Source organism: Geodermatophilus sabuli, from assembly GCF_900215145.1.
Classification (GTDB): domain Bacteria; phylum Actinomycetota; class Actinomycetes; order Mycobacteriales; family Geodermatophilaceae; genus Geodermatophilus; species Geodermatophilus sabuli.
Genome location: NZ_OBDO01000001.1, coordinates 86,299 through 107,178, shown reverse-complemented (window position 1 = coordinate 107,178; position 20,880 = coordinate 86,299). Strand labels below are relative to the sequence as shown.

At 74.2% G+C, this 20,880-nt stretch carries 25 protein-coding genes; 18 read left to right on the top strand and 7 right to left on the bottom strand.

What is annotated here, in order from left to right:
* Positions 1–12 precede the first annotated feature (12 nt).
* Complete coding sequence (locus CRP39_RS00560; RefSeq protein ID WP_097203486.1) at positions 13–1,068, top strand: winged helix DNA-binding domain-containing protein; 1,056 nt, start codon at positions 13–15, stop codon at positions 1,066–1,068.
* A gap of 49 nt (positions 1,069–1,117) precedes the next feature.
* Entirely contained in the window at positions 1,118–2,089 is a 972-nt protein-coding gene (locus CRP39_RS00555; RefSeq protein ID WP_097203485.1) for an aldo/keto reductase, read from the top strand.
* 102 nt (positions 2,090–2,191) lie between these two features.
* Here CRP39_RS00555 and CRP39_RS00550 read toward each other — a convergent pair whose 3' ends face one another.
* Entirely contained in the window at positions 2,192–3,166 is a 975-nt protein-coding gene (locus CRP39_RS00550; protein ID WP_216359557.1) for an ABC transporter substrate-binding protein, read from the bottom strand.
* An 80-nt stretch (positions 3,167–3,246) separates the two neighbouring features.
* Positions 3,247–3,690, bottom strand: a complete 444-nt coding sequence (locus CRP39_RS00545; protein WP_097203484.1) for a nitroreductase family deazaflavin-dependent oxidoreductase — start codon at positions 3,688–3,690, stop codon at positions 3,247–3,249.
* A 120-nt stretch (positions 3,691–3,810) separates the two neighbouring features.
* On the opposite strand from CRP39_RS00545, the gene CRP39_RS00540 reads away from it, so the two are divergent.
* The 3 genes from CRP39_RS00540 to CRP39_RS00530 all read left to right on the top strand — a co-directional run bounded on the left by CRP39_RS00540 (position 3,811) and on the right by CRP39_RS00530 (position 6,441).
* Entirely contained in the window at positions 3,811–4,668 is an 858-nt protein-coding gene (locus CRP39_RS00540) for a formate/nitrite transporter family protein (protein WP_097203482.1), read from the top strand.
* A 76-nt stretch (positions 4,669–4,744) separates the two neighbouring features.
* Complete coding sequence (gene ypfJ, locus CRP39_RS00535; protein ID WP_097203481.1) at positions 4,745–5,662, top strand: KPN_02809 family neutral zinc metallopeptidase; 918 nt, start codon at positions 4,745–4,747, stop codon at positions 5,660–5,662.
* On the top strand, positions 5,662–6,441 hold the full coding sequence (locus tag CRP39_RS00530) for an enoyl-CoA hydratase/isomerase family protein (RefSeq protein WP_097203479.1): 780 nt from the start codon (positions 5,662–5,664) through the stop codon (positions 6,439–6,441). Before ypfJ ends, CRP39_RS00530 begins: the two co-directional genes overlap by 1 nt.
* Before the next feature lie 36 nt (positions 6,442–6,477).
* On the opposite strand, the gene CRP39_RS00525 is transcribed toward CRP39_RS00530, so the two are convergent.
* Positions 6,478–7,320 (bottom strand): siderophore-interacting protein, encoded by an 843-nt coding sequence (locus CRP39_RS00525; RefSeq protein WP_097203473.1) that lies wholly within the window; start codon positions 7,318–7,320, stop codon positions 6,478–6,480.
* A 384-nt stretch (positions 7,321–7,704) separates the two neighbouring features.
* Here CRP39_RS00525 and CRP39_RS00520 point away from each other — a divergent pair, with 384 nt between their 5' ends.
* From CRP39_RS00520 to CRP39_RS00475, 10 genes are all read left to right on the top strand, one after another.
* Complete coding sequence (locus tag CRP39_RS00520) at positions 7,705–8,568, top strand: hypothetical protein (protein WP_097203471.1); 864 nt, start codon at positions 7,705–7,707, stop codon at positions 8,566–8,568.
* A gap of 4 nt (positions 8,569–8,572) precedes the next feature.
* Positions 8,573–9,112 carry a phage holin family protein gene (locus CRP39_RS00515; protein ID WP_097203470.1) on the top strand — a complete coding sequence of 180 codons (540 nt, stop codon included), beginning with the start codon at positions 8,573–8,575 and terminating at the stop codon, positions 9,110–9,112.
* A gap of 41 nt (positions 9,113–9,153) precedes the next feature.
* Positions 9,154–9,855, top strand: a complete 702-nt coding sequence (locus CRP39_RS00510; protein WP_097203468.1) for a DUF3618 domain-containing protein — start codon at positions 9,154–9,156, stop codon at positions 9,853–9,855.
* Between the two features lie 222 nt (positions 9,856–10,077).
* The gene (locus CRP39_RS00505; RefSeq protein WP_097203467.1) at positions 10,078–10,467 is read left to right on the top strand and encodes a response regulator transcription factor; all 390 of its coding nucleotides are present in this window, start codon (positions 10,078–10,080) and stop codon (positions 10,465–10,467) included.
* The gene (locus tag CRP39_RS00500; protein WP_097203465.1) at positions 10,464–11,708 is read left to right on the top strand and encodes a sensor histidine kinase; all 1,245 of its coding nucleotides are present in this window, start codon (positions 10,464–10,466) and stop codon (positions 11,706–11,708) included. The genes CRP39_RS00505 and CRP39_RS00500 overlap by 4 nt, the downstream gene beginning before the upstream one ends.
* A 210-nt stretch (positions 11,709–11,918) precedes the next feature.
* Positions 11,919–12,539, top strand: a complete 621-nt coding sequence (locus CRP39_RS00495; RefSeq protein ID WP_097203464.1) for a TasA family protein — start codon at positions 11,919–11,921, stop codon at positions 12,537–12,539.
* A gap of 35 nt (positions 12,540–12,574) precedes the next feature.
* Complete coding sequence (locus CRP39_RS00490; RefSeq protein ID WP_216359556.1) at positions 12,575–13,243, top strand: signal peptidase I; 669 nt, start codon at positions 12,575–12,577, stop codon at positions 13,241–13,243.
* The gene (locus CRP39_RS00485; protein ID WP_143426497.1) at positions 13,237–13,917 is read left to right on the top strand and encodes a response regulator; all 681 of its coding nucleotides are present in this window, start codon (positions 13,237–13,239) and stop codon (positions 13,915–13,917) included. Before CRP39_RS00490 ends, CRP39_RS00485 begins: the two co-directional genes overlap by 7 nt.
* 188 nt (positions 13,918–14,105) lie before the next feature.
* Positions 14,106–14,723 (top strand): TasA family protein, encoded by a 618-nt coding sequence (locus CRP39_RS26265; protein ID WP_143426495.1) that lies wholly within the window; start codon positions 14,106–14,108, stop codon positions 14,721–14,723.
* A 154-nt stretch (positions 14,724–14,877) separates the two neighbouring features.
* Positions 14,878–15,474: a hypothetical protein gene (locus tag CRP39_RS00475; protein ID WP_097203459.1), complete on the top strand. Its 597-nt coding sequence runs from the start codon at positions 14,878–14,880 to the stop codon at positions 15,472–15,474.
* Between the two features lie 60 nt (positions 15,475–15,534).
* Here CRP39_RS00475 and CRP39_RS00470 read toward each other — a convergent pair whose 3' ends face one another.
* The 3 genes from CRP39_RS00470 to CRP39_RS00460 form a co-directional block, all read right to left on the bottom strand.
* On the bottom strand, positions 15,535–16,233 hold the full coding sequence (locus tag CRP39_RS00470) for a response regulator transcription factor (RefSeq protein WP_097203457.1): 699 nt from the start codon (positions 16,231–16,233) through the stop codon (positions 15,535–15,537).
* 126 nt (positions 16,234–16,359) lie between these two features.
* The gene (locus CRP39_RS00465; RefSeq protein ID WP_216359555.1) at positions 16,360–16,911 is read right to left on the bottom strand and encodes a class I SAM-dependent methyltransferase; all 552 of its coding nucleotides are present in this window, start codon (positions 16,909–16,911) and stop codon (positions 16,360–16,362) included.
* Between the two features lie 5 nt (positions 16,912–16,916).
* Positions 16,917–17,699, bottom strand: coding sequence for an isocitrate lyase/PEP mutase family protein (locus CRP39_RS00460; RefSeq protein ID WP_097203454.1), 783 nt, complete (start codon positions 17,697–17,699; stop codon positions 16,917–16,919).
* A 181-nt stretch (positions 17,700–17,880) separates the two neighbouring features.
* Here CRP39_RS00460 and CRP39_RS00455 point away from each other — a divergent pair, with 181 nt between their 5' ends.
* The 3 genes from CRP39_RS00455 to CRP39_RS00445 all read left to right on the top strand — a co-directional run bounded on the left by CRP39_RS00455 (position 17,881) and on the right by CRP39_RS00445 (position 19,151).
* Positions 17,881–18,174 (top strand): flagellar FlbD family protein, encoded by a 294-nt coding sequence (locus CRP39_RS00455; protein ID WP_097203452.1) that lies wholly within the window; start codon positions 17,881–17,883, stop codon positions 18,172–18,174.
* 294 nt (positions 18,175–18,468) lie between these two features.
* Complete coding sequence (locus CRP39_RS00450) at positions 18,469–18,765, top strand: ArsR/SmtB family transcription factor (protein ID WP_097203450.1); 297 nt, start codon at positions 18,469–18,471, stop codon at positions 18,763–18,765.
* Entirely contained in the window at positions 18,762–19,151 is a 390-nt protein-coding gene (locus tag CRP39_RS00445) for a VOC family protein (protein ID WP_097203449.1), read from the top strand. Before CRP39_RS00450 ends, CRP39_RS00445 begins: the two co-directional genes overlap by 4 nt.
* Before the next feature lie 88 nt (positions 19,152–19,239).
* Here the strand turns inward: CRP39_RS00445 and CRP39_RS00440 are convergent, their stop codons facing one another.
* Positions 19,240–19,941, bottom strand: coding sequence for an acetate uptake transporter (locus tag CRP39_RS00440; protein ID WP_245853449.1), 702 nt, complete (start codon positions 19,939–19,941; stop codon positions 19,240–19,242).
* Positions 19,942–20,880 lie beyond the last annotated feature (939 nt).

Sequence of the window (20,880 nt, the reverse complement as noted above, 5' to 3'; positions counted from 1 at the left end):
GAGGCTGGCGCCGTGGAACCGGACCTCGCCCTGCTCCGGCTGGTCGCCCAGCGGCTGGCCGGCCCGCCGCTGCCCACGCCCGGGGCGGCGGTCCGCCGGCTGACCTGCGTGCAGGCCCAGGAGCTGCCCGGGGCGCTCACCTCGCTGGCCCTGCGGACGGCGGAGCGGTCGCGGGCCGCGGTGGAGGCGGCGCTCGACGCCGGCGAGGTCGTCCGCTCGTGGCCCATGCGGGGCACGCTGCACCTGGTCGCCGCCGAGGACCTGCACTGGTTGCTGACGCTGCTCGGTTCGCGCGTGCTGGCCGGCGCGGCACAGCGACGGGCCGCCCTCGGCCTGACGGAGGCCGAGGTCGAGCACGCGCGGGGAGTGGTCACCGGGACGCTGACCGGCGGCGGGCGCGCCGGGCGCAGGGAGCTGCTGGCCGCGGTCGCCGACGGCGGGGTCGCCACGACGGGGCAGCGCGGCTACCACCTGCTCTGGTACCTGGCGCAGACCGGCACGCTGTGCCTCGGGCCGACCCGCGACGGCGAGCAGCTGTTCGTGCTCCTCGACGAGTGGGTGCCCCGCCCCCGGCGCCTCGACCGCGGGGCGGCGCTCGCCGAGCTCGCCCTGCGGTTCTTCACCGGCCACGGCCCCGCGACCGTCGCCGACCTCGCGCGCTGGTCCGGGCTGCCGGTGCGCGACGTCCGCGCCGGGCTGGCCGCGGTCCGGGACCGGCTCGCCTCCCTGACCGTCGACGGCCGCGAGCACCTCATGGCCCCGGAGACCCCGCACCTCCTGGCCGCGCACGGGGCCGACGCGCGGCGGCTGCGCCTGCTGCCCGGCTTCGACGAGTTCGTCCTCGGCTACGCCGACCGCAGCTGCGCGGTGCCGCCGGAGCACGCCGAACGCATCGTGCCCGGCCGCAACGGGGTGTTCCGGCCGACCGTCGTCGCCGGCGGCCGGGTGGTCGGCACCTGGCGCTGGACCGGCACCGGGGCGCGCCGGCGGCTGGACGCCGAGCCGTTCACCGCCTTCGACGACGACGTGGCCGCCACCCTCCCCGAGGTCGCCGCCACCCTGCCGTGAGGCGGGAGCCCGGTGGCCGCCGCCGGGCGACCGGGGAAGGCTGCTGGCCATGGAGTACACGCGTCTGGGCAGCACCGGCCTGCAGGTCTCGCGGATCTGCCTGGGGATGATGAGCTTCGGCGACCCGGCCCGCGGCAACCACCCGTGGAGCCTCCCGGAGGAGGACAGCCGCCGGGTGATCGAGAAGGCGGTCGCCGCGGGGATCACGTTCTTCGACACCGCGAACGTCTACTCCGACGGGTCGAGCGAGGAGATCACCGGGCGGGCGATCCGCGACGTCACCGACCGCGACGACGTCGTCCTGGCCACCAAGGTGCACGGCCGGATGCGGCCCGGCCCCAACGGCGCCGGGCTCTCCCGCAAGGCGATCATCCGCGAGCTCGAGGACAGCCTGCGCCGGCTGGGCACCGACTACGTCGACCTCTACCAGGTCCACCGCTGGGACCCGCACACGCCGATCGAGGAGACCCTCGAGGCGCTGGACTCCGTCGTCCGCTCCGGGAAGGTGCGCTACCTCGGCGCGTCGTCCATGTGGGCGTGGCAGTTCAGCAAGGCGCTGTACCTGGCCGGGGAGCACGGCTGGCACCGCTTCGTGTCCATGCAGGACCACTACAACCTGCTCAACCGCGAGGAGGAGCGGGAGATGCACCCGCTCTGCGCCGACCAGGGCATCGGCGTCCTCCCGTGGAGCCCGCTGGCCCGCGGCAAGCTGACCCGCGACTGGGACGAGTCCACCGAGCGCTCCGGCACCGACGAGTTCGGCAAGCGGCTCTACGACGAGGCCAGCGACCGGGCCGTCGTGGAGCGAGTAACCGAGGTGGCGGCCGAGCGCGGCGCCTCCCGGGCGCAGGTGGCCCTGGCCTGGGTGCTGTCCAAGCCGGTGGTGACCGCGCCGATCGTCGGCGTCACGAAGGACGCCCACCTCGACGACGCCGTCGCCGCGGTCGACCTGCGGCTGACCGACGAGGAGGTCGCCCGGCTGGAGGAGCCCTACACCCCGCACGCCGTCGCCGGGTTCTAGCGGGAGAAGGGGCGGGCGAGGAGTCCGCACCGCTCCGGCTGACCCGCCCGCGCACCTCCGCGGACGGGCGCGCTGCACCTCCGCGGCCGGGCCCGGGACGGCTCAGCCGACCGAGCGGCCCGCGATCTCCTCGAGGTCGTCGAGGACGAGCGAGGCGCCGAGCGGGCCGATGGCCAGGAACCACCGGTCGTCGCTGACCTCGAACGCGCGGCCGTTCTGCACCGCGGACAGGCCCGTCCACAGCCCGCCGGCGGTGACCTGCCCGGCGGCGGCCTGCCCCTCTTCCCCGTAGGAGGCGTGGAAGAGCAGGTCGCCGTCGGCCTCCCCGATGTTCTCGGGCGCGACCTCCACGAAGGTCTCACCGGTGCGCTGCAGCTCCGGCCGGGCGAAGCCGACGTCGGCCAGCACCGCGCCGATGAAGGAGCCCTCCCCGTACAGCCGGACCGCGCTGCCGTCGAGGAAGCGCACCATGCTCACCTCGGTGTCCGCCGGGTCGCCGAACAGCGCCCCGACCTCCGCGGCACGCTCCGCGTGGGCGGCGAGCAGCTCCTCGGCCGCCTCGGACCGGTCCAGGGCCTCCCCGGCCAGGCGGAGGTTCTCCTGCCACGTCTCGCCGATGGCCTCGGCGAACACGGTGGGGGCGATCGCCGACAGCTGGTCGTAGATGTCGGTGTGCCGGACGGCGTTGGACAGGATGAGGTCCGGGGTGAGGGCGGCGATCGCCTCGAGGTCCGGCTCGGCGATGGTCCCGACGTTGGCGATGTCGGCGGGGTCGGCACCGGCGTCCTCGATGTAGGCCGGCAGCTCGTCGCTGACCGACGTGCGCACCGCGCCCACGGGGGTGACGCCGAGGGCGAGGACGGCGTCGAGCTCACCGGTGTCCAGGACGACGACCCGCTCCGGGGTGCCCTCGACCTCCGTCGTCCCGGCCGCGTGCTCGACGGTGCGGGTCCCCGCGGCCGCGCTCGACCCCGCTCCGCTCGACGTCGCCTCGCCCCCGTCGGCGCCGCAGCCGGCGAGCACCAGCCCCACCGCCACCGCCAGCACGCCGCCGCGGTACCGCCCGATCCCCTGCACAGTGGTCCTCTCCGGCCGCCGGGCCGCCCGGCACCCCCGGAGAACTTAGGCCACCCTCACCTCACATCCGGCGGCAGGGATCACCGTCGCTCGACGACGAACACCGGGATCTCCCGGTCCGTCCGCCGCTGGTACACCGCGTACTCGGGATAGGCGGCCACGGCCCGTTCCCACCACTGCGCCCTCTCCTCGCCGTGCACCTCGCGAGCGACGCCGTCCCACGGGTCCGGCCCGTCCTGGACGGTGACCTGGTCCGGGTACGCCCGCACGTTCGCCACCCACGCCGGGTCCTTGGGCGCGCCGCCGACCGAGCCGACCATCGCGTACGCGCCGTCGTGCTCCACCCGCATGAGCGGCTGCTTGCGCACCTTCCCGCTCTTCGCGCCGCGGGTGCTGAAGACGACGACCGGCAGGCCGGTGTCCCGGAGCGTGTTGGCCTCGCGGCCACCGGTGGCCTCGTAGCGCTCCACCTGGTCGCGGACCCACTGCTGCGTGCTGGGCTCGTACTCACCGGAGAGGGGCATGGCCTCCAACCTAGGTCGACGCCCAGCGCCGGGCAGCCCGGGCGGCCGCCGTCGACGGGCCGGGATCGGCGGAGGCCAGTAGCGTCCCAACCCCACCGCCCGCTGCCGCGTGGAGGCGCGATGCCCGACCGCCAACCGCCCGAGATGGCCCAGGTGGCCAGCGAGACCGGCGCGAAGAAGGTGCACCGCACCTGGGACCGCGTCCTGGTCAGCTCCTTCCTCGGGGGCGCCTACATCGCCTTCGGCGCCCTGGTCGCGATCACCGTCTCCTCGGGGCTGGACCCGGACACGTGGGGCACGCTGCCCACCCTGTTCATGGGCGCGGCCTTCACCCTCGGGCTGGTGCTGGTGCTCATCGCGGGGTCGGACCTCGCGACCGGCAACATGCTGCTCGTCCCGCTCGGCGCCATGCAGGGCCGGCTCGGCGCGGGCGACGTCGCCAAGAACCTCACGCTCGTGCTGCTGGGCAACCTGCTCGGTGCGCTGTTCGTGGCCTACTTCCTCGCCGTCCAGACCGGGGTCATCGGCGCGCCCGGCGCCTCCGGCGGCGCCGGACTGACCCACGAGCGCCTGGCCCAGATCGCCGAGGCCAAGGGCCTGCACGAGTCGCCCTGGCAGGTCTTCCTGCGCGGCGTCGGCTGCAACTGGCTGGTCTGCCTGGCGGTGTGGATGTCGCTGGCCGCCACGTCGGTGTCGGGCAAGGTGCTGGCCATCTTCTTCCCGATCATGGCGTTCGTCGCGATGGGTTTCGACCACGTCGTGGCCAACATGTTCTTCCTGCCCGCGGCCATCTTCGCCGGCGTCCCGGACCTCGGGTGGGGCGACGTCGGGGTGAACTGGCTGATGGCCGGGCTGGGCAACCTGGTCGGTGCGGTGGTCTTCGTCGCGACGTCCTACTGGTACCTGTTCCTGCGCGACGAGCCCGCCGAGCAGCCGAGCCGGACGCCGACCGGCGGGGAGGCGGCCGAACGCGCATGACCGGGCCCCCGCCGGGGCACCGCCGCTGCGGACGGCACCGACCCAGCGTGCCGGGGACCAGGAGAGCTGCCGGCCCATGAGGTACAGCGAAGGCGCGGATCTCGACACGTCGGGCGTCCAGGACCGCCGCGGCGGTGGCGGTCTCGGCGGCGGCCGCGGGCTGGCCGTCGGTGGCGGCGGCCTCGGGCTGGTCGGCGTCGTCGTGCTCGTGCTGTTCCAGCTGCTCGGCGGCGGTGGGGACGGCGGCGGGGCCGCGCTCGGCCAGCTCGGCAGCCTCGGCCAGGGTCAGACCGCCGACAACGGCCAGCTCGAGCAGCAGTGCCGGACCGGCGCGGACGCCAACGAGAGCGTCGACTGCGCCGTGGTCGCGGACATCGAGTCGATCCAGGACTACTGGACCGGCGTGCTCGGGGACCGCTACCAGCCGACCGACACCGTGTTCTTCAACGGCTCGGTGCAGACCAGCTGCGGCGGCGCGACCAGTGGCTCGGGGCCCTTCTACTGCCCGGCCGACCAGCTCGTCTACATCGACCTGTCGTTCTTCGACCAGCTGCAGTCGCAGTTCGGCGCCGAGGGCGGGCTGTTCGTCAACGCCTACGTGATCGCCCACGAGTACGGCCACCACGTGCAGAACCTGCTGGGCACCAACCAGCAGGTCACCCCGGGTGAGACCGGCCCGGCCAGCGGCACCGTGCGGCTGGAGCTGCAGGCCGACTGCTACGCCGGGGCCTGGGCCAACCACGCCGAGACGGTCCCCGACGAGTCCGGCCGGCCACTGATCGCCGAGATCACCCATGACGACATCGACGCGGCCCTGGACGCTGCCGCCCGCATCGGCGACGACTTCATCCAGCAGAACCTCGGCGGCGGCACCGTCGACCAGGACGCGTTCACGCACGGCTCGTCGGAGCAGCGGCAGCGCTGGTTCACCACCGGCTACGAGACCGGCGACCCGGCGCAGTGCGACACCTTCGCCACCGACGACCTGGGCTGATGAGCGACCACCTCCGCGTCACGCGGGACGGCGCGGTCGCCGTCCTGACCGTCGCCCGGCCCGAGAAGCGCAACTCGCTGACCGCCGGGATGTGGGCCGCGCTGCCCGAGGTCCTGGCCGGACCGGCCGGCGACCCCACCGTCCGCGTCCTCGTCGTGACCGGCGAGGGGCCGAGCTTCTGCGCCGGCGCCGACATCACCGACCTGCTCGCCGGCCCGGACCCCGACGACCCGATGGCCGCGCTGCGCCGCGACAACCTGGCCGCGCAGGCCGCCCTGCGGGGCTTCCCCAAGCCGACCGTGGCCATGGTCCGCGGCCACTGCATCGGCGGCGGCGTCGAGCTGGCCACCTGCTGCGACCTGCGGTTCACCGACCCGACGGGCGTGTTCGGCGTGACCCCGGCGAAGGTCGGCGTCGTCTACGCGCCGGAGTCGACCAAGGCCCTGCTGGACCTGGTCGGTCCGGCGCTGACCCGCTACCTGCTGTTCAGCGGCGAGCTCATCGACGCGCCGACGGCGCTGCGCGCCGGTCTGGTCGACCGCCTCGTCGCCGCCGGCGAGCTGGAGCGGGAGGTGTTCGCGTTCGCCGAGGTGCTGGCCTCCCGTTCCGCGCTCTCCCAGCGGGCGACCAAGGAGGTGGTGGCCGCGCTGGGCGCCGGCCGCGACGGGCGTGCCGAGGCCGAGCGGTGGTACCGGGAGACGATCGCCGCCGGCGAGCTGGCCGAGGGGACGGCGGCCTTCACCGAGCGCCGCCCACCCCGGTTCCCCTGGGCCGGCTGACCGGAACTCCCGGCGCCCTCCTCCGGTTCGCCGTCCTCAGGCGACGGGCAGGCGCTGCTCGTCGGCCTCCACCGCGGCGACCCACTCCGCCTTCTCCGCACGCCAGCCCTCGTCGGTGCGACCGAGCCGCCAGTAGCCCGAGGCAGACAGCCGCTCGCGCGGTACCAGCCGCTCCACCCGCAGGAAGCGGCGCAGGTCGCGGACGAAGCCGGCCTCCCCGTGCACGAAGGCGTGCACGCTGCCCTCCGGGAACTCCGCGGTCAGGACTGCGGCGACGAGCGCGGAGCCCGGCGCGCCGGCGCGGTGCACCCACTGGAGCTCCACCCCCGCGGGCACCGCCAGGTCCTGCTCCTCGGCCGGGCCGTCGACCTCGACGAACACCAGCGCCGGCACGCCGGCGGGCAGCCGCTCGAGCGAGACGGCGATCGCCGGCAGCGCGGACTCGTCCCCGACGAGCAGGTGCCAGTCGGCGTCGTCGGCGGGCACGTAGTCGCCGCCCGGACCCAGCAGCTGCACCGCGTCGCCGGGACGGGCGGCGACCGCCCACGGGCCGGCGACCCCCTCGTCACCGTGGACGACGACGTCGAGGGTCAGCTCGCCCCGATCGGCGTCCCACGCGCGGACGGTGTACGTGCGCAGGCAGGGCCACAGCTCGGCCGGCTGCTGGCTGCGCACCTCCTCCATGTCGAAGGGCGCCGCGTAGGGCGCGCCGGCCGGCGGCAGCACCAGTTTGACGTAGGAGTCGGTGTGCTGCGGCGCGAAGCCGGTCAGACCCTCACCGCCCAGGACCAGGCGCACCAGGTGCGGGGTGGGGCGGGAGGTCCGGAGCACCGTGGCCAGCCGGGGGGTGCGCGGACGGCGCTGGGCCTGCTCGGCCATGGGAGGACTCCTCGGGTCTGAAGGAAGGTGTGCCTCACCTTAGTCCGCAGTGGGGAACCGTGGGTCCCGCCGACCAGCCGGTTCCGTTTCGCCGCCCGGCGCGACGGGTACCCGTGGTCTCGCGACACGGCGCCACCCCGACGTGGTGGGGTCACTGCCCGCTGTCCCGCGGCGGGCGGCCGACTCCCCCTCACACCCACTCCGCCGAGCACGCGACGACGCGTCCGGCGAGCGACACGGCACGACCCGGCCTGCCCCTCGCGGCAGCCGGGGCCGAACCCATACCCGCACGTCAGCGCGGGACGACCGTCCTGCGGCGATGTGTGGGTGATCGCGATCGCGGGTAGCGCCTGCTCTGACCACGACGCATGCCGAGGAGGAACGATGACGCACTCCATCGACACCCCGTTCCCGCCGCCGCCGAGCACGCCCAGCAGCGGCGCCACGGGTACCAGCACCACGGCCACCGGCAGCACGACCACCGGTACCACCGGCTCGCCGTCCACCACCGACGTCGCCAAGGGCGAGGCCCGCAACGTCGGCCAGACCGCGGCCCAGGCCGGCAGCCAGGTCGCCTCGACCGCCGCCGACCAGGCCAAGGAGATCGCATACGAGACCAAGCAGCAGGCGCGCGACCTCGCCCAGCAGGGCCGCACCCAGCTGCGCCAGCAGGCCGTCGCCTCCCAGCAGAAGGCGGCCCAGGGGCTCCAGGGCATCGCCGCCCAGCTGCGCGGGATGGTCGAGGGCAACGGCGCACAGGCCGGGCCCGCCCGCGACCTCGTGGAGCAGGCCACCGGCAAGGTCGAGGAGTTCGCCGGCTGGCTGCAGAACCGAGAGCCCGCCGACCTGCTCGAGGAGGTCCGCTCCTTCGCCCGCCGCAAGCCGGGCACGTTCCTGCTGAGCGCCGCGCTCGCCGGGGTCGTCGCGGGCCGGCTCACCAGCGGGGTCAAGGCCGCGCACAGCGACACCGGCACCGTCGCCGGCCAGCACCGCGCCACCCCGGTGGGCTACACGCAGACCAACTACGTCGACCCGACGCCGGCCTACTCCGGCTACTCCGAGACGACGGGCTACGAGACGACGACCGGCTACGGCGAGACCGCCGGCTACAGCGGCACCGGCACCACCGGCACCGCCCCGGTACCGCCGCCGCCGTACGGCACCGTGCCGCCGGCCGACGCCGCCGTCCCGCCGACCACGCCGGCCGGCTGGGACGACCCCGCGCGCAACCCGGGTCGGGGGGTCTGAGGCGATGACGTCCCCCTACTCCGGCGCCACGCCGGTGGGGACGCCGCAGGGCTACCAGGACCCGGCGGCCACCCCCGGACAGGCCAACTACGCGGTCTCCCCTGAGGAGTCCTACGGTGCGCACGCCGGTGCCATGGGCACCCCCACCACCGACGCCGGCCGCCCCGACGTCGAGGGCACCTCCGTCGGCCAGTTGATGGGTGAGGTCGCCAAGGACCTCTCCACCCTCATGCGCCAGGAGCTCGAGCTGGCCAAGGTCGAGGTCAAGGCCGAGGCGAGCAAGGCCGGCAAGGGCGTGGGCCTCATGGGCGCGGCCGGCTTCGCCGGCTACATGCTGCTGCTGTTCCTCTCGATCGCCCTCTGGTGGGCTCTGCACCACCTCGTGGGTCACAGCTGGTCGGCACTGATCGTCGCCGTCATCTGGGGCGTCATCGCCGCGGTCGCGTTCGTCATGGGCCGCAAGCAGCTCAAGGCCGTGAACCCCAAGCCCGAGCGCACCGTCGACACCCTCCAGCAGGTGCCCGACGCCCTCAAGCCCAACTGACCCGCCGTCCACCGGCCCTCCCAGACATCGGAGTACGTGACATGACCACGAGCAACGACCCGGAAGTGATCCGCCGGCAGATCGAGGAGACTCAGCGCGAGCTGAGCTACGACGTCGACGCGCTCAACGAGAAGGTCAACCCCGCCCGGGTGATGGACCGGCGGGTCACCGCGGCCAAGGGCCGCATCACCCAGGCGAAGGAGAAGGTGATGGGAACCGCGCAGAACGCCCGGTCATCGGTGATGGGCACCGCCCACAGCACCACCTCGTCGACCCACGGCATGGCGTCCAACGCGGCCGGCTCGGTACAGGGTGCCGCGTCCAGCGCCGCTGAGTCCGTGCAGGGCGCCGCGCAGTCGGCGGCCTCGGCCGTCCAGCAGGCGCCGGACACGGTCGTCCGCCAGACCCAGGGCAACCCGCTCGCCGCCGGCCTCATCGCCTTCGGTGTCGGCTGGCTGGTCTCCAGCCTCATGCCGGCGTCGGAGAAGGAGCGGCAACTCGCCCAGCAGGCCGAGACGGCGGTCCGCGAGAACAAGGACGCGCTGCTCGCGCCGGCCAAGCAGGCCGCGCAGGAGATCGGCGATCAGCTCAAGCCGGCCGCCCAGCAGGCCGTCGATGAGGTCAGGTCCACCGCGCAGGACGCCGCCCAGACGGTCAAGCAGGAGGGCCAGTCGGCCGCGCAGGACGTGCAGGGCCAGGCCCAGCAGTCCCGGCAGACGGTGCAGAGCCAGTCCGGCAGCTGAGGGAGGGCCTCCCCAGGAGGCCGCGACACCTGACACCGCGCCCCGCCGGGTCCACCCGGCGGGGCGCAGTGCTGTCCGGGGGCGGTCGGGCCGGTCCCCTGTTCGAGTGAGGCCGCACCGGCCGGGCTGCAGCCGGGCGCCGCGGGCGCCGAGGTCGGGGAGGACGACACCACCGGCGCGGGCCCGCGGGCACCGGCCGCCCGACCGAGGGAGCCCGCCCCCGTGCCGACCGGTCCAGCTCGCGTGCTGGTCGCCGACGACGAGGACGACATCCGCGCGCTGGTCTGCCTCGCCGTGCGCCGAGCCGGGTGCACCGTCGTCGCGGAGGCCGCCGACGGCCCGCGAGCCCTCACCGCCGCCCGCACCGACCCGCCGGACCTCGCCGTCCTCGACGTCTCCATGCCCGGCGCCACCGGGCTGGAGGTGTGCGCGGCGCTGCGCGCCGCCCCGGCCACCGCCGCCGTCCGTGTCCTGCTGCTGTCGGCCGGCGCCTCGCCCGACGACGTCGCCGGCGGACTGGCCGCCGGCGCCGACGACTACCTCGCCAAGCCCTTCTCGGTCGCGGGGCTGGTCGCCCGCGTCCGGGAGCTGACCTCCGGAGCGACCGCATGACCACCACCGACGACGTCCGGACGGCCACCCCCGAGGTCGAGCTGGAGCGGCTCCGCGCGGAGAACGCCGCGCTGCTCGCCCAGATGCAGCACCGCGACGGGGAGCTGGAGGTCGCCACCCGCATGCTGCAGGCGCGGGCGCAGACGATGACCAGCGTCATCGACGCGGTGACCGAGCAGTCGATCATCGGCACCGACGTCGACGGGGTCATCCGGGTGTGGAACCCCGGGGCCGAGAAGCTGCTGGGCCTGCCGCGCGCCGACGTCGTCCGTCGCCGGTCGATCACCGACTTCCACCTGCCCGAGGAGCTCGAGGCGGCCGGCGGCGGGCTGGCCGCGCTGGTGCGCGCCGCGCAGGAACACGGCAGCGACGTCCGCGACTGGACCTACCTCGCCGCCGGTGGCGAGGAGCTGACGGTGTCGGTCGCGGTGACCCCGCGCACCGACGACACCGGCGCGCACGCGGGCTGGAACTTCGTCGGCACCGACATGACCGAGGTCCGCGCCACCGAGCGGATGAAGGACCAGTTCGTGAGCCTGATCAGCCACGAGCTGCGCACGCCGTTGAGCTCGATCCTCGGCTACCTGGAGCTGGTCCTGGACGACCCCGACCAGCCCCTGACCGACGAGCAGCGGCAGTACCTCGGCACCGTGGAGCGCAACGCCCAGCGGTTGCTGCGCCTGGTCGGCGACCTGCTGTTCACCGCGCAGGTGGACGCCGGCCGGTTCAGCCTCCAGCCGGAGGACGTCGACCTGGCCGCGGTGGTCCGTGCCGCGGAGGAGACCGCCCGGGTCACCGCCGCCACCGCGGGCGTCGAGCTGGTGGTGGACGTGCCCGACGGCGGCCTGCCGGTCCGCGGGGACGCCGTCCGGCTCGGCCAGGCCTCCGACAACCTGGTGGCCAACGCCGTCAAGTTCACCCCCCGCGGCGGCCGGGTCACCCTGACCCTGCGCGCGGCCTGGCGGACGGCGGACGGCACCGTCGTCCCCGAGGAGCAGCCGGACGCCGTCCCGGTGGCCCGGCTGGCGGTCACCGACACCGGCATCGGCATCCCCGCCGGGGAGCAGGCGCAACTGTTCGCCCGCTTCTTCCGGGCCTCGACCGCCCGCCGGAACGCGGTGCCGGGGGTGGGCCTGGGCCTGGCGATCACCAAGGCCATCACCACCGCCCACGGCGGCACCCTGGAGCTGGACAGCGCCGAGGGACGGGGCACGACCTTCACGCTGACGCTGCCCCGCTGAACCACCTGCCGGCGCCCGCCGGCGCTCCGCGAGCCTCCCCGGGAGGGGACCGCGTCGCCCACTCCCCACGGGTTCGGGGCGGCCCGGAACGGGGCCGCCACTGCTTGCGGCTTTCTTGCGGGAGGCGGGCGGGTGCCCTGCGGTTGGGGCCCCATCGTCGTCCGTGTCGCCGGAACACCCCGTTCCGGCCCCCACACAGGAGATCCGCAGATGAGCACCAAGGCCCGCACCGCCACCACCGCCCGCAAGGTCGTCGGCTCCCTCGGCGTGATCGGCGCCGCCGCCGCCGTCGCGGGCCTGGGCACCTTCGGCGCCTTCACCGACTCCACCACGCCGATCACCACCCAGGTCACCGCCGGAAGCGTCGACATCAACCTCGCCGAGGCTGGTGCCTCCATCCCGGTCACCACCACCGACTTCCTGCCCGGCGACTCGATGAGCCGCGCGGTCACCCTGTCCAACGACGGCGACTCCGCGCTGTCCTCGGTGAACCTGGCCGTCACCACCTCCACCAAGCCTGCCAGCGTGCTGACCACCGACACGACCAACGGCCTGCAGCTGGCGCTGAAGTCCTGCTCGGTGGCCTGGACCCAGGGCGGCACCGCCGCCGCGCCGACCTACACCTGCTCGGGCACCCAGCGCACCATCGGCGAGGGCCCGGTGGTCAACAACTTCCCGCTGAGCGACCCCGCCAGCATCAACCCCCGCGGCAAGGACCACCTGGTCTTCACCATCTCGCTGCCGCACGGCGCCGGCAACGAGTTCCAGAAGCAGTCGGCCGCGCTGAGCCTCACCTTCTCCGCGACGCAGCGCACCGCCACCGCCCGCTGACCGCCGCCCCGCCGAGCTGACCGGAGAACCCCGCCATGACCGCCGCCCTCCCCCTGACCACCCCCCGGGCAGCCCGCCCGCTGCCCACCGGCACCACCGCCACCCGCGTCCTGCGGCCGGTGGCCGCGGCCACCGGCCGCTGGCTGGTCCGGGCCCTGGTCGCCACCGCGGTCCTGGCCTTCGCCGTCCTCGCCCTCGGCCCGCACGTCTTCGGCTACCGCACCATGACCATGCTCACCGGCTCCATGGCCCCGGCCATCGACCCCGGCGACGTCGTCCTCACCACACCACTGGCCGTCGAGGACGTCGCCGCCGGCATGATCATCAGCTACCACATCCCCATCGACGACCACCGCGTCGTCACCCACCGCGTCCTGGCCGTCGACCACGCCCCCGACGGCACCGTCACCGTGCAGACCCAGGGCGACGCCAACGACCACCCCGACCCCTGGACCGCCGTCCTGCAGGGCGACACCGCCTACCAGGTCCAGGCCGTCATCCCCGAGCTCGGTCACCTCATCACCGCCCTGCGCACCCCCGCCGTCAGCCAGCTGCTCGTCTACGGCGCCCCCACCCTCCTCGCCGGCTGGCTCCTGCTCACCATCTGGCGTCCCACCACCGACGAGCACGACGAGAGGGGAGACCAGGCGACCTCCCACGGCCGGACCGGGCAGTCCCCGCAGCCAGGACCCGTCACGTGCTGACCGCCCTCGTCGTCGACCGCGACCCCGCGGACCGCAGCCGGATCGCCGGCCTGCTGGAGCTCACCGGCTGGGCCGTGCAGGAGGCCGCCGACAGCCGCGGGGCGCTCGCCCTCGCCCGCCGGCAACCGCTGGACCTGGTCGTCACCGACCTCCCCGGTTCCGCCGGTGAGGGACCGGCCCTGCTCCGCCGCCTCCGGCTGGTCGGCTGCCGGGCCCGCCTCCTCGTCGTGACCGGCGAGGCCACCGCGGAGGACCGGGGCGCCGCGCTCGCCGCCGGCGCCCTGGCCTGCCTGCCCAAGCCGGTCGACGCGGACCTGCTGCTGGACCACCTGCGCCGGCGCGCGGCCGCGCACCCCGCAGCCGCGCCCGCCGGCCCGAACCCCGCGCCATGGCTCCCCGAGTCCCCGGAGGACGACGTGGACGCCGAGCTGAGGGACCGGCTGAAGGAGATCTACGTCAGTGCCCTGCCCGACCGGCTGACCGCGATCAGCGCCGGGGCCCGGACCGGGGACACCGCGGCCGTGGCGTGGGCCTCGACCACCCTCGCCGGGACCAGCGCCCAGCTGGGGTACCCCGAGGTCGCAGCCGTCTGCCGGGCCATCGCCTCCGACGCCCGGCGCGGCCTCCTCGCCCACGACCTCGTCGTCGAGCTGCGCGCGGTGGCCGGCGCCTGACCGGACCGGCCCGCCCAGCGCCGGTCCCGCCGCGGGGCCGCCACAGGGGCTGTCCCGGGGACCGCTACGGGGCCGCCGCATCTTGCGGGTTCCTTGCGGTTGACGGGCGGGTGCCCTGCGGTTGGGGCCCGATCGTCGTCTGTGTCGCCGGTACACCCCGTTCCGGCCCCCACACAGGAGATCCGCAGATGAGCACCAAGGCCCGCACCGCCACCACCGCCCGCAAGGTCGTCGGCTCCCTCGGCGTGATCGGCGCCGCCGCCGCCGTCGCGGGCCTGGGCACGTTCGGCGCCTTCACCGACTCGACCACCCCGATCACCACCCAGGTGCAGTCGGGCAAGGTCGACATCAACCTCAGCGAGTCCACCGCGCTCACCGCCATCGCCGCCGGACTGGTCCCCGGCGACACGGTGACCCGCGCGGTCACCCTGCGCAACGACGGTGACGCCGCGCTGTCCTCAGTGAACCTCAACGTGACGGCCCCGGTCTCCAGCGTGCTGACCACCGACAGGGTCAACGGCCTGCAGCTGGTGCTGCGGTCCTGCTCGGTGCCGTGGACCCAGGGAGGCAGCACCGAGGCCCCCACCTTCACCTGCGGCAACGGCAGCGAGCGGGCGATCACCCCCAGCGGCGCGGCGGTCGGCACCTTCCTGGTGAACGCCCCGAACAGCCTCAACCCCGCTGGCACGGACCACCTCGTCTACACGATCACCCTGCCCAACAGCGCGGACAACACCTTCCAGGGCAAGACCGCGACGCTGAAGCTGGAGTTCTCCGCCGTGCAGCGCACCAGCACCGCCCGCTGACCGGCGCCGGCTGGTCCGGGACCTTGCGCCGCTCTTGCGCTTCCCGAGCGGGGAACCTGCGGCCGGCACGGCACAGTCGACCGCGACGCCCCACCCACTGCACCGCACCCGCCCGGCGAGCCCGGTGCACCACCCTGCGAGAGAGGAGCCGGCCATGGTCATCCGCCGCACCCTGACCGTGATCGCCGCCGCGGCGGTGATGCTCGCCGGCGGGCCGCAGATCGCCGGCGCGGCCTTCGACGACAGGACCGCACCGGTGCAGGCGACGGTCGGCACCGTCACCGTCCAGCCGCCCAGGAACGTCCAGGTGGCCACGCGGTGTGAGACGACGACCACCGTGGTCAAGCGCGTCTACCAGGTCAACTCGACCGGGGGCCGGACGTTCCTGTACGCCATGCCCGCGACCGTGACCAAGGAGGCCAGCCGCGAGAACAAGGAGGGCGAGGGCTCGACCGAGGCCCCCGGTCCGCTGGCCGGACAGGTCACCGTGACCACGACGACCATGGACACCGAGCTCTACGCGACGGCGACCTGGGACCGCAGCCCGTCGGACCGGGTGGCCGGGTACCAGATGAGGGCGCATCTCGGGAACGGCTACGTGTTCACGATGATGCAGTCCGCCGACACGACGTCGATGAGCGCCAATGCGGACGCCAGCTACCTCAGCACGCAGCTCCAGCTGACGATCGACACCGTGACCACGTACCGCTGGACGGCGTCCTCCGCGCTCACCAAGTCACTCCGCTGCTGAGCACACAGCGCAGCGGGCCCGGACCTCGAGGAGGTCCGGGCCCGCTGCGTCGTGCGGGGGCTACGCCACCAGGCGGTAGCCGACGCCCCGCACCGTGCGGATCTCGGGGGAACTGAGCCCCGCGGCCTGCAGCTTGCGGCGGAGGTTGGACATGTGCGCCTCGACCAGGCGGACGCTGCCCTCCCAGTCGGTCTGCCAGACCTCGCGCAGCAGCGTCTCCCGCTGCAGCACCCGGCCCGGACGGGAGGCCAGCGCGGCCAGGAGGTCGAACTCGGTGCGGGTCAGGTCGACCACGGCGCCGTCGACACGGACCTCGCGGCTGTCCTCGTCGACCTCGAGCTCGGCCAGCCTGAGCACCGACTCCTCGACCGGGGCCGGGCGCGGCTCCGGGACGCGGGGGCGGCGCAGCATGGCCTGGACGCGGGCGACCAGTTCGCGGGGCGAGAACGGCTTGGCCATGTACCCGTCGGCGCCGACGGCCAGGCCGATCAGCAGGTCGACCTCCTCGGCGCGCGCGGTCAGCATGAGGACGTAGCACTCGCTCTCGGCGCGGATCTGCCGGCACACCTCGGTGCCGTCGGCGTCGGGGAGGCCCAGGTCCAGGACGACGACGTCGGGCGTCGCGCGCCGGATCTCGACCATGGCCTCGGCGCCGGATCCCACCGCCCGGACGTCCATCCCCGCCTTGCGCAGGACCGTGCAGACCAGTTCCCGGATCTCCTCGGTGTCCTCCACGACGAGCACGGACTGCTCGGCCACGACCTCTCCCTCCGCTCGATCAGCGATCGCGGCGACGGCACTCCCGTCACCTGAGCGGGTGATCGACAACGCCGGGAGGGGCCTTGAGCTGCGCGGCGGCGACTCCCCCCTTGGGATGAGCCGCGGTCAGGAGCCGCCCGGCACCGCCGGCCCCGACCGGTCGGGCGCGCGCCGGAGCTCCACGGCGGCGGACTCCATCGGCGCCGTCCGGCCGCGGTGGACCGCGCGCACGACCAGGCCGCGGTCGGCCGCGGTCCGGGTCACCGCGTCGACCACCGCACGCTCCGTGCCGGGGGTCATCAGCGAGAAGGCCACGACGACCCGGCCGCCGGGGGCGAGCACCCGGTCGACGACGCCCCACGTCGTTGGCGCGCCGGCGTCCCAGAAGGCGCGCACGTCGAACGAGACGACGACGTCGAACGGCCCGCCGCCGAGGTCGGCCTCGAGGAGCGTCGACGCCTGCAGCCGCACCCGGCCGGCCTCGACCGCCGCCCGGTTGCGGCGGTCCGCGGCGGCGATCATCGTCGGCGAGCGGTCCAGCGCGAGCACCTGTGCTCCCCGCTCGGCGAGCAGCGCGGCGAGCACGCCGTGCCCGCAGCCGACCTCGAGCACCCGCTCCCCCGCCGTCGTCCCGACGACGGACGCGGCCCATGCCAGCCGCTGCGACGGGGTGGCCACGGGCGTCAGCTCAGCCGGCGGGTCCCCGGCGGCAGCACGCCCCCGCTCAGCAGGTCCGCGACGCAGTCCTGCAGCGCGGTGAGGGCCACCCGCTGCGGGTACGGGCCGGTGGACACCCGCGCCACGCCGAGGTCCTGCAGCTCGCGCACCGACGGGGACGACCGTGGCACGGCCAGCACCGACAGCCGGCCACGGCCCAGGCCGTCGACCAGCGCGGCGATCTCGTCGCGGTCCACGACACCCGGGACGAAGACGACCGGCGCGCCGGCGTCGAGGTAGGCGCGGCCGCGGCTGACGGCCTCCTGCACCAGTGCGCTGCGGTCGGCGTCCGGCGCGGCGTGCAGGAGCACGTCGGTGCGGGCGTTGAGGACGAAGTCGATGCCGGCGGAGCGGCCGGCGGCGAGGACGGCCTCGACGGCGGCGACCGACTGGTCCAGTGGCCGCGACGCGTCCTCCAGGTTTCCGCCGACGATGCCCAGCGCGATGGCGCGGCGGGTGGTCTCGCCCGGGTCGCCGTACCCGGCCTCCATGTCCATGCTCACCGGGAGGTCGACCGCCGCGGCGATGCGCCCGGCCATGTCCAGGTGCAGGTCGAGCGGGATGCGCTCGCCGTCCTCGTAGCCGAAGGTCGCGGCGATCGCGTGGCTGGCCGTCGCCAGGGCCCGCACCCCGGGGGACTGCGCGACGACCGTCGCCGATGCGACGTCCCAGACGTTCACGAGCACCAGGACCTCCGGCGCCGAGTGGAGGTCGAGCAGGGTGCGGGCGCGGGCAGCGAGGTCGGACACGACGCCGAACCTAGGTGACCACGCCGTTTCCCGGCGTGGCGTCCCCGCCGGCAGACCTCACCCCTTGGGGGCCGGGCCGGGGCCGCGGTGTCAAGGGTGGGCGGCGGCGCGACGACGTGGAGGACACCCGAACCCCCGGGCGCCGCCGGGGTCCGACGCCCCGCCCAGGAGGAGGACCGCCATGATCGGTCTCACCCGCCGCACCGGTGATCTCTGCCGACTCGACCCCGACCACATCGAGCGGGTCGAGGCCCACCCGGACACCGTCGTCCACCTGACCGACGGCGCCCGGTACTGCGTCCTCGAGACGGTCGACCAGATCGTCGCGCGGATCCGCGAGGACCGCGCCGCCGTGATCGCCGCCTGCTACGTGCTCGACCGCGGGGAGGACGCCGACCCCATGGGCCTCGGGCGCATCCCCGTCGCGCCCGAGGCCCACGGGCCCGCACCGGCGATCCCCCTCCGGCGGTCCTGACCCTCCGACCGGTGGGTCAGGACCGCGCCGGGGCGTCGGTCCGGCAAGCCACCGAGAGGATGTGGTCGAACCAGCGCCGCCCACCGCTCTCGGGCAGCGGAACGGGACCGACGAAACACCGTCGTCGCCCAGTCGGGCGCGCCGCCCCCGGTGCGCGAGGACTCGTGGGCGATCTCGGCCCCCCGGCGGAACCGGTCAGGGCTCCACGCCAGGGAACCGCTCACCCGGCTCCGGGAGCCTCGCGCAGGGGCCCGCGGCTTGACAGGCAAGTGAACGCTTGCCTACAACTGTCCCGTGGCCGAGGACCCCGATCTGTTCAAGGCCCTCGGTGACGCGACGCGCCGCACCATCCTGGACGAGCTGACCGACAGGGACGGGCAGACGCTGTTCGAGATCTGTGGCCGACTGGCCATGAAGCACGGCCTGGCCTCCTCGCGGCAGGCCATCTCGCAGCACCTCGCGGTGCTCGAACAGGCCGGCCTGGTGCACACCCGGCGACAGGGCCGGTACAAGTTCCACCACATCGACACCAGCCCGCTGCGGTCGATCGTCGAGCGGTGGCCCATCGATCGAGAGGAACCGGACCCGTGATCCGCATCAACGTCACCAGCGTGCTCGTCGACGACCAGGCCAAGGCGCTGGCCTTCTACACCGAGAAGCTGGGCTTCATCAAGAAGACCGACGAGCCCGCCGGCGAGGCCCGCTGGCTCACCGTGGTCTCCCCCGCCTCCCCGGACGGCGTCGAGCTGCTGCTGGAGCCCGACGGCCACCCGGCGGCGCGGCCGTTCAAGGAAGCCCTGGTCGCCGACGGCATCCCGTTCACCCAGTTCGCCGTCGACGACGTGTACGCCGAGGTCGAGCGGCTGAAGGGGCTGGGCGTGGAGTTCACCCAGGACGCGACCGACTACGGGCCGGTGGTCACGGCGGTCTTCGACGACACCTGCGGCAACCTGATCCAGATCGCCGCCATGAAGTAGTCGCCCGGCACCAGCACGCGACCACGGACGACTCGGGCCGCCCTCCCGGTGGGAGGGCGGCCGTCGGTCAGATGACCGCCGGACAGGGTCACAGCTTGTACAGCGGCGGATTGGGCAGGACCGTGCGTCCGAAGGTGGACGCACTGACCCCCGCAAGGCAGGCGTACCAGGCGACGGCAGCGGTCACGAGGCCCAGATAGCCGCCAAGCGTGACCAGGGCCTCGTTCGGCGCCACATCCCCGATTCCCAGCAGGAAGAACGTCGCAGCGAGGAGCGTGAAGAGCAGGGCCAGCACCGCGGTGGTACGCAACGAGGCGACCCACATGATCACCGTGAAGATGCCCCAGCCGATGAGGTACCAGCCGACCACGGTCGCCCGGTCACCGGCATCCGGGATGTCGGCCGCGTAGAACGTGACAAACGCCCAGAACGACAGCCAGAAGGCGCCGTAGGACGTGAAAGCGGTCGCGCCGAAGACATTGCCCTTCCGGAACTCCCACATACCGGCGAGCACCTGGATCGCGCCGCCGTAGGCGAGTGCGACGCCGAAGACGATCGGCTCGCCGGCTGCCGGCAACAGACCTGCGTTGAACAGGCTCAACAGGAACGTCGTCAGCGCGAAGCAGCCGAGACCGAGCGGCGCAGGGTCGGCGATCATCCGCACGTTCTCCGAGGCGAGCTCTCTCGCCATGGCCACCCTGCCGGCGGTCGGGTCGCTCAGGTCGGCGAGGAACTCGCCGCCCCCTCGTGCGTTCTCCGTACCTGCGTGGGGCGTTGCGTTGACTGCCACTGCAGACCCTCCCTGATCGACGCTGGGAGCGGCGTAACCGGCACGTGCGCCGTGAGCGCTCCGGCACTGCGGGCCGAGACTCTGTGGTCGCGAACCCATGACCTCCGCGGAGATCCTCGATGTCCAGGCTGCTGCCTCGCCCCCACCGATGAGGTGTGGTGGTTCTCCTGCCGTCCAGCGGCAGGCCGGTCCCGGTCGTCTGGCTGCGTCGATCGGTCCCCGGCTCTGGTGGCCGCTCACGACGGCTCCACCCTCCCGACAAGACAGTGAGGCGGGCCACATCGGCCCGTCAAGACGGCTCCGGCGTGTCTCCGCCGCGCCGGCCGGATGCCGGGCTCAGCGAGAACGTCCACCCGCCAGTGGTCATGGAGGTGCTCTGTCACAGCCAGATGCGCACGACGATGGACGTCTACAGCCACGTCATGCCGGCGCTGGCCCGCGAGGCAGCCGACCGCACGGGCACGGTGCTGCTCGCAGGTGAGGGTCGGCAAGCTGCAACCAGAGACGACTCAGGCCGTCCTCCCGAAGGAGAACGGCTTGGTCACTTGGAGTGGAGCTGAGGGGACTCGAACCCCTGACCCCCACACTGCCAGGGCGGCCGGTGGGGGTCCGCGAACGTCCGCCGCCGTCCGTTTCCGCACGTCAAGGGCGGATGCCGCCGTCAGCGAACAGTTGCGGACAACCGCGAACGTCGCCAGTTGGCCACCACCGTGGCACCACCGCGGAGCCGCGTGATGGTCCGGGCAGCGCAGCCAGTTCCCCCGATCATCTGCGAGCGACGGGACCGGCGTGGATCTTCTCCACGAGACCGGGGTCGCAGCGGGGCCACCGATGCCAATGGCGGCGCCGCCGAGCTCGAGCACTTCTCGTCGTGACCACCGGCGACAAGCGTCGCGACCACCAACGGGGCGTCCGCGCTCGCGCACGACGCGCGGATCA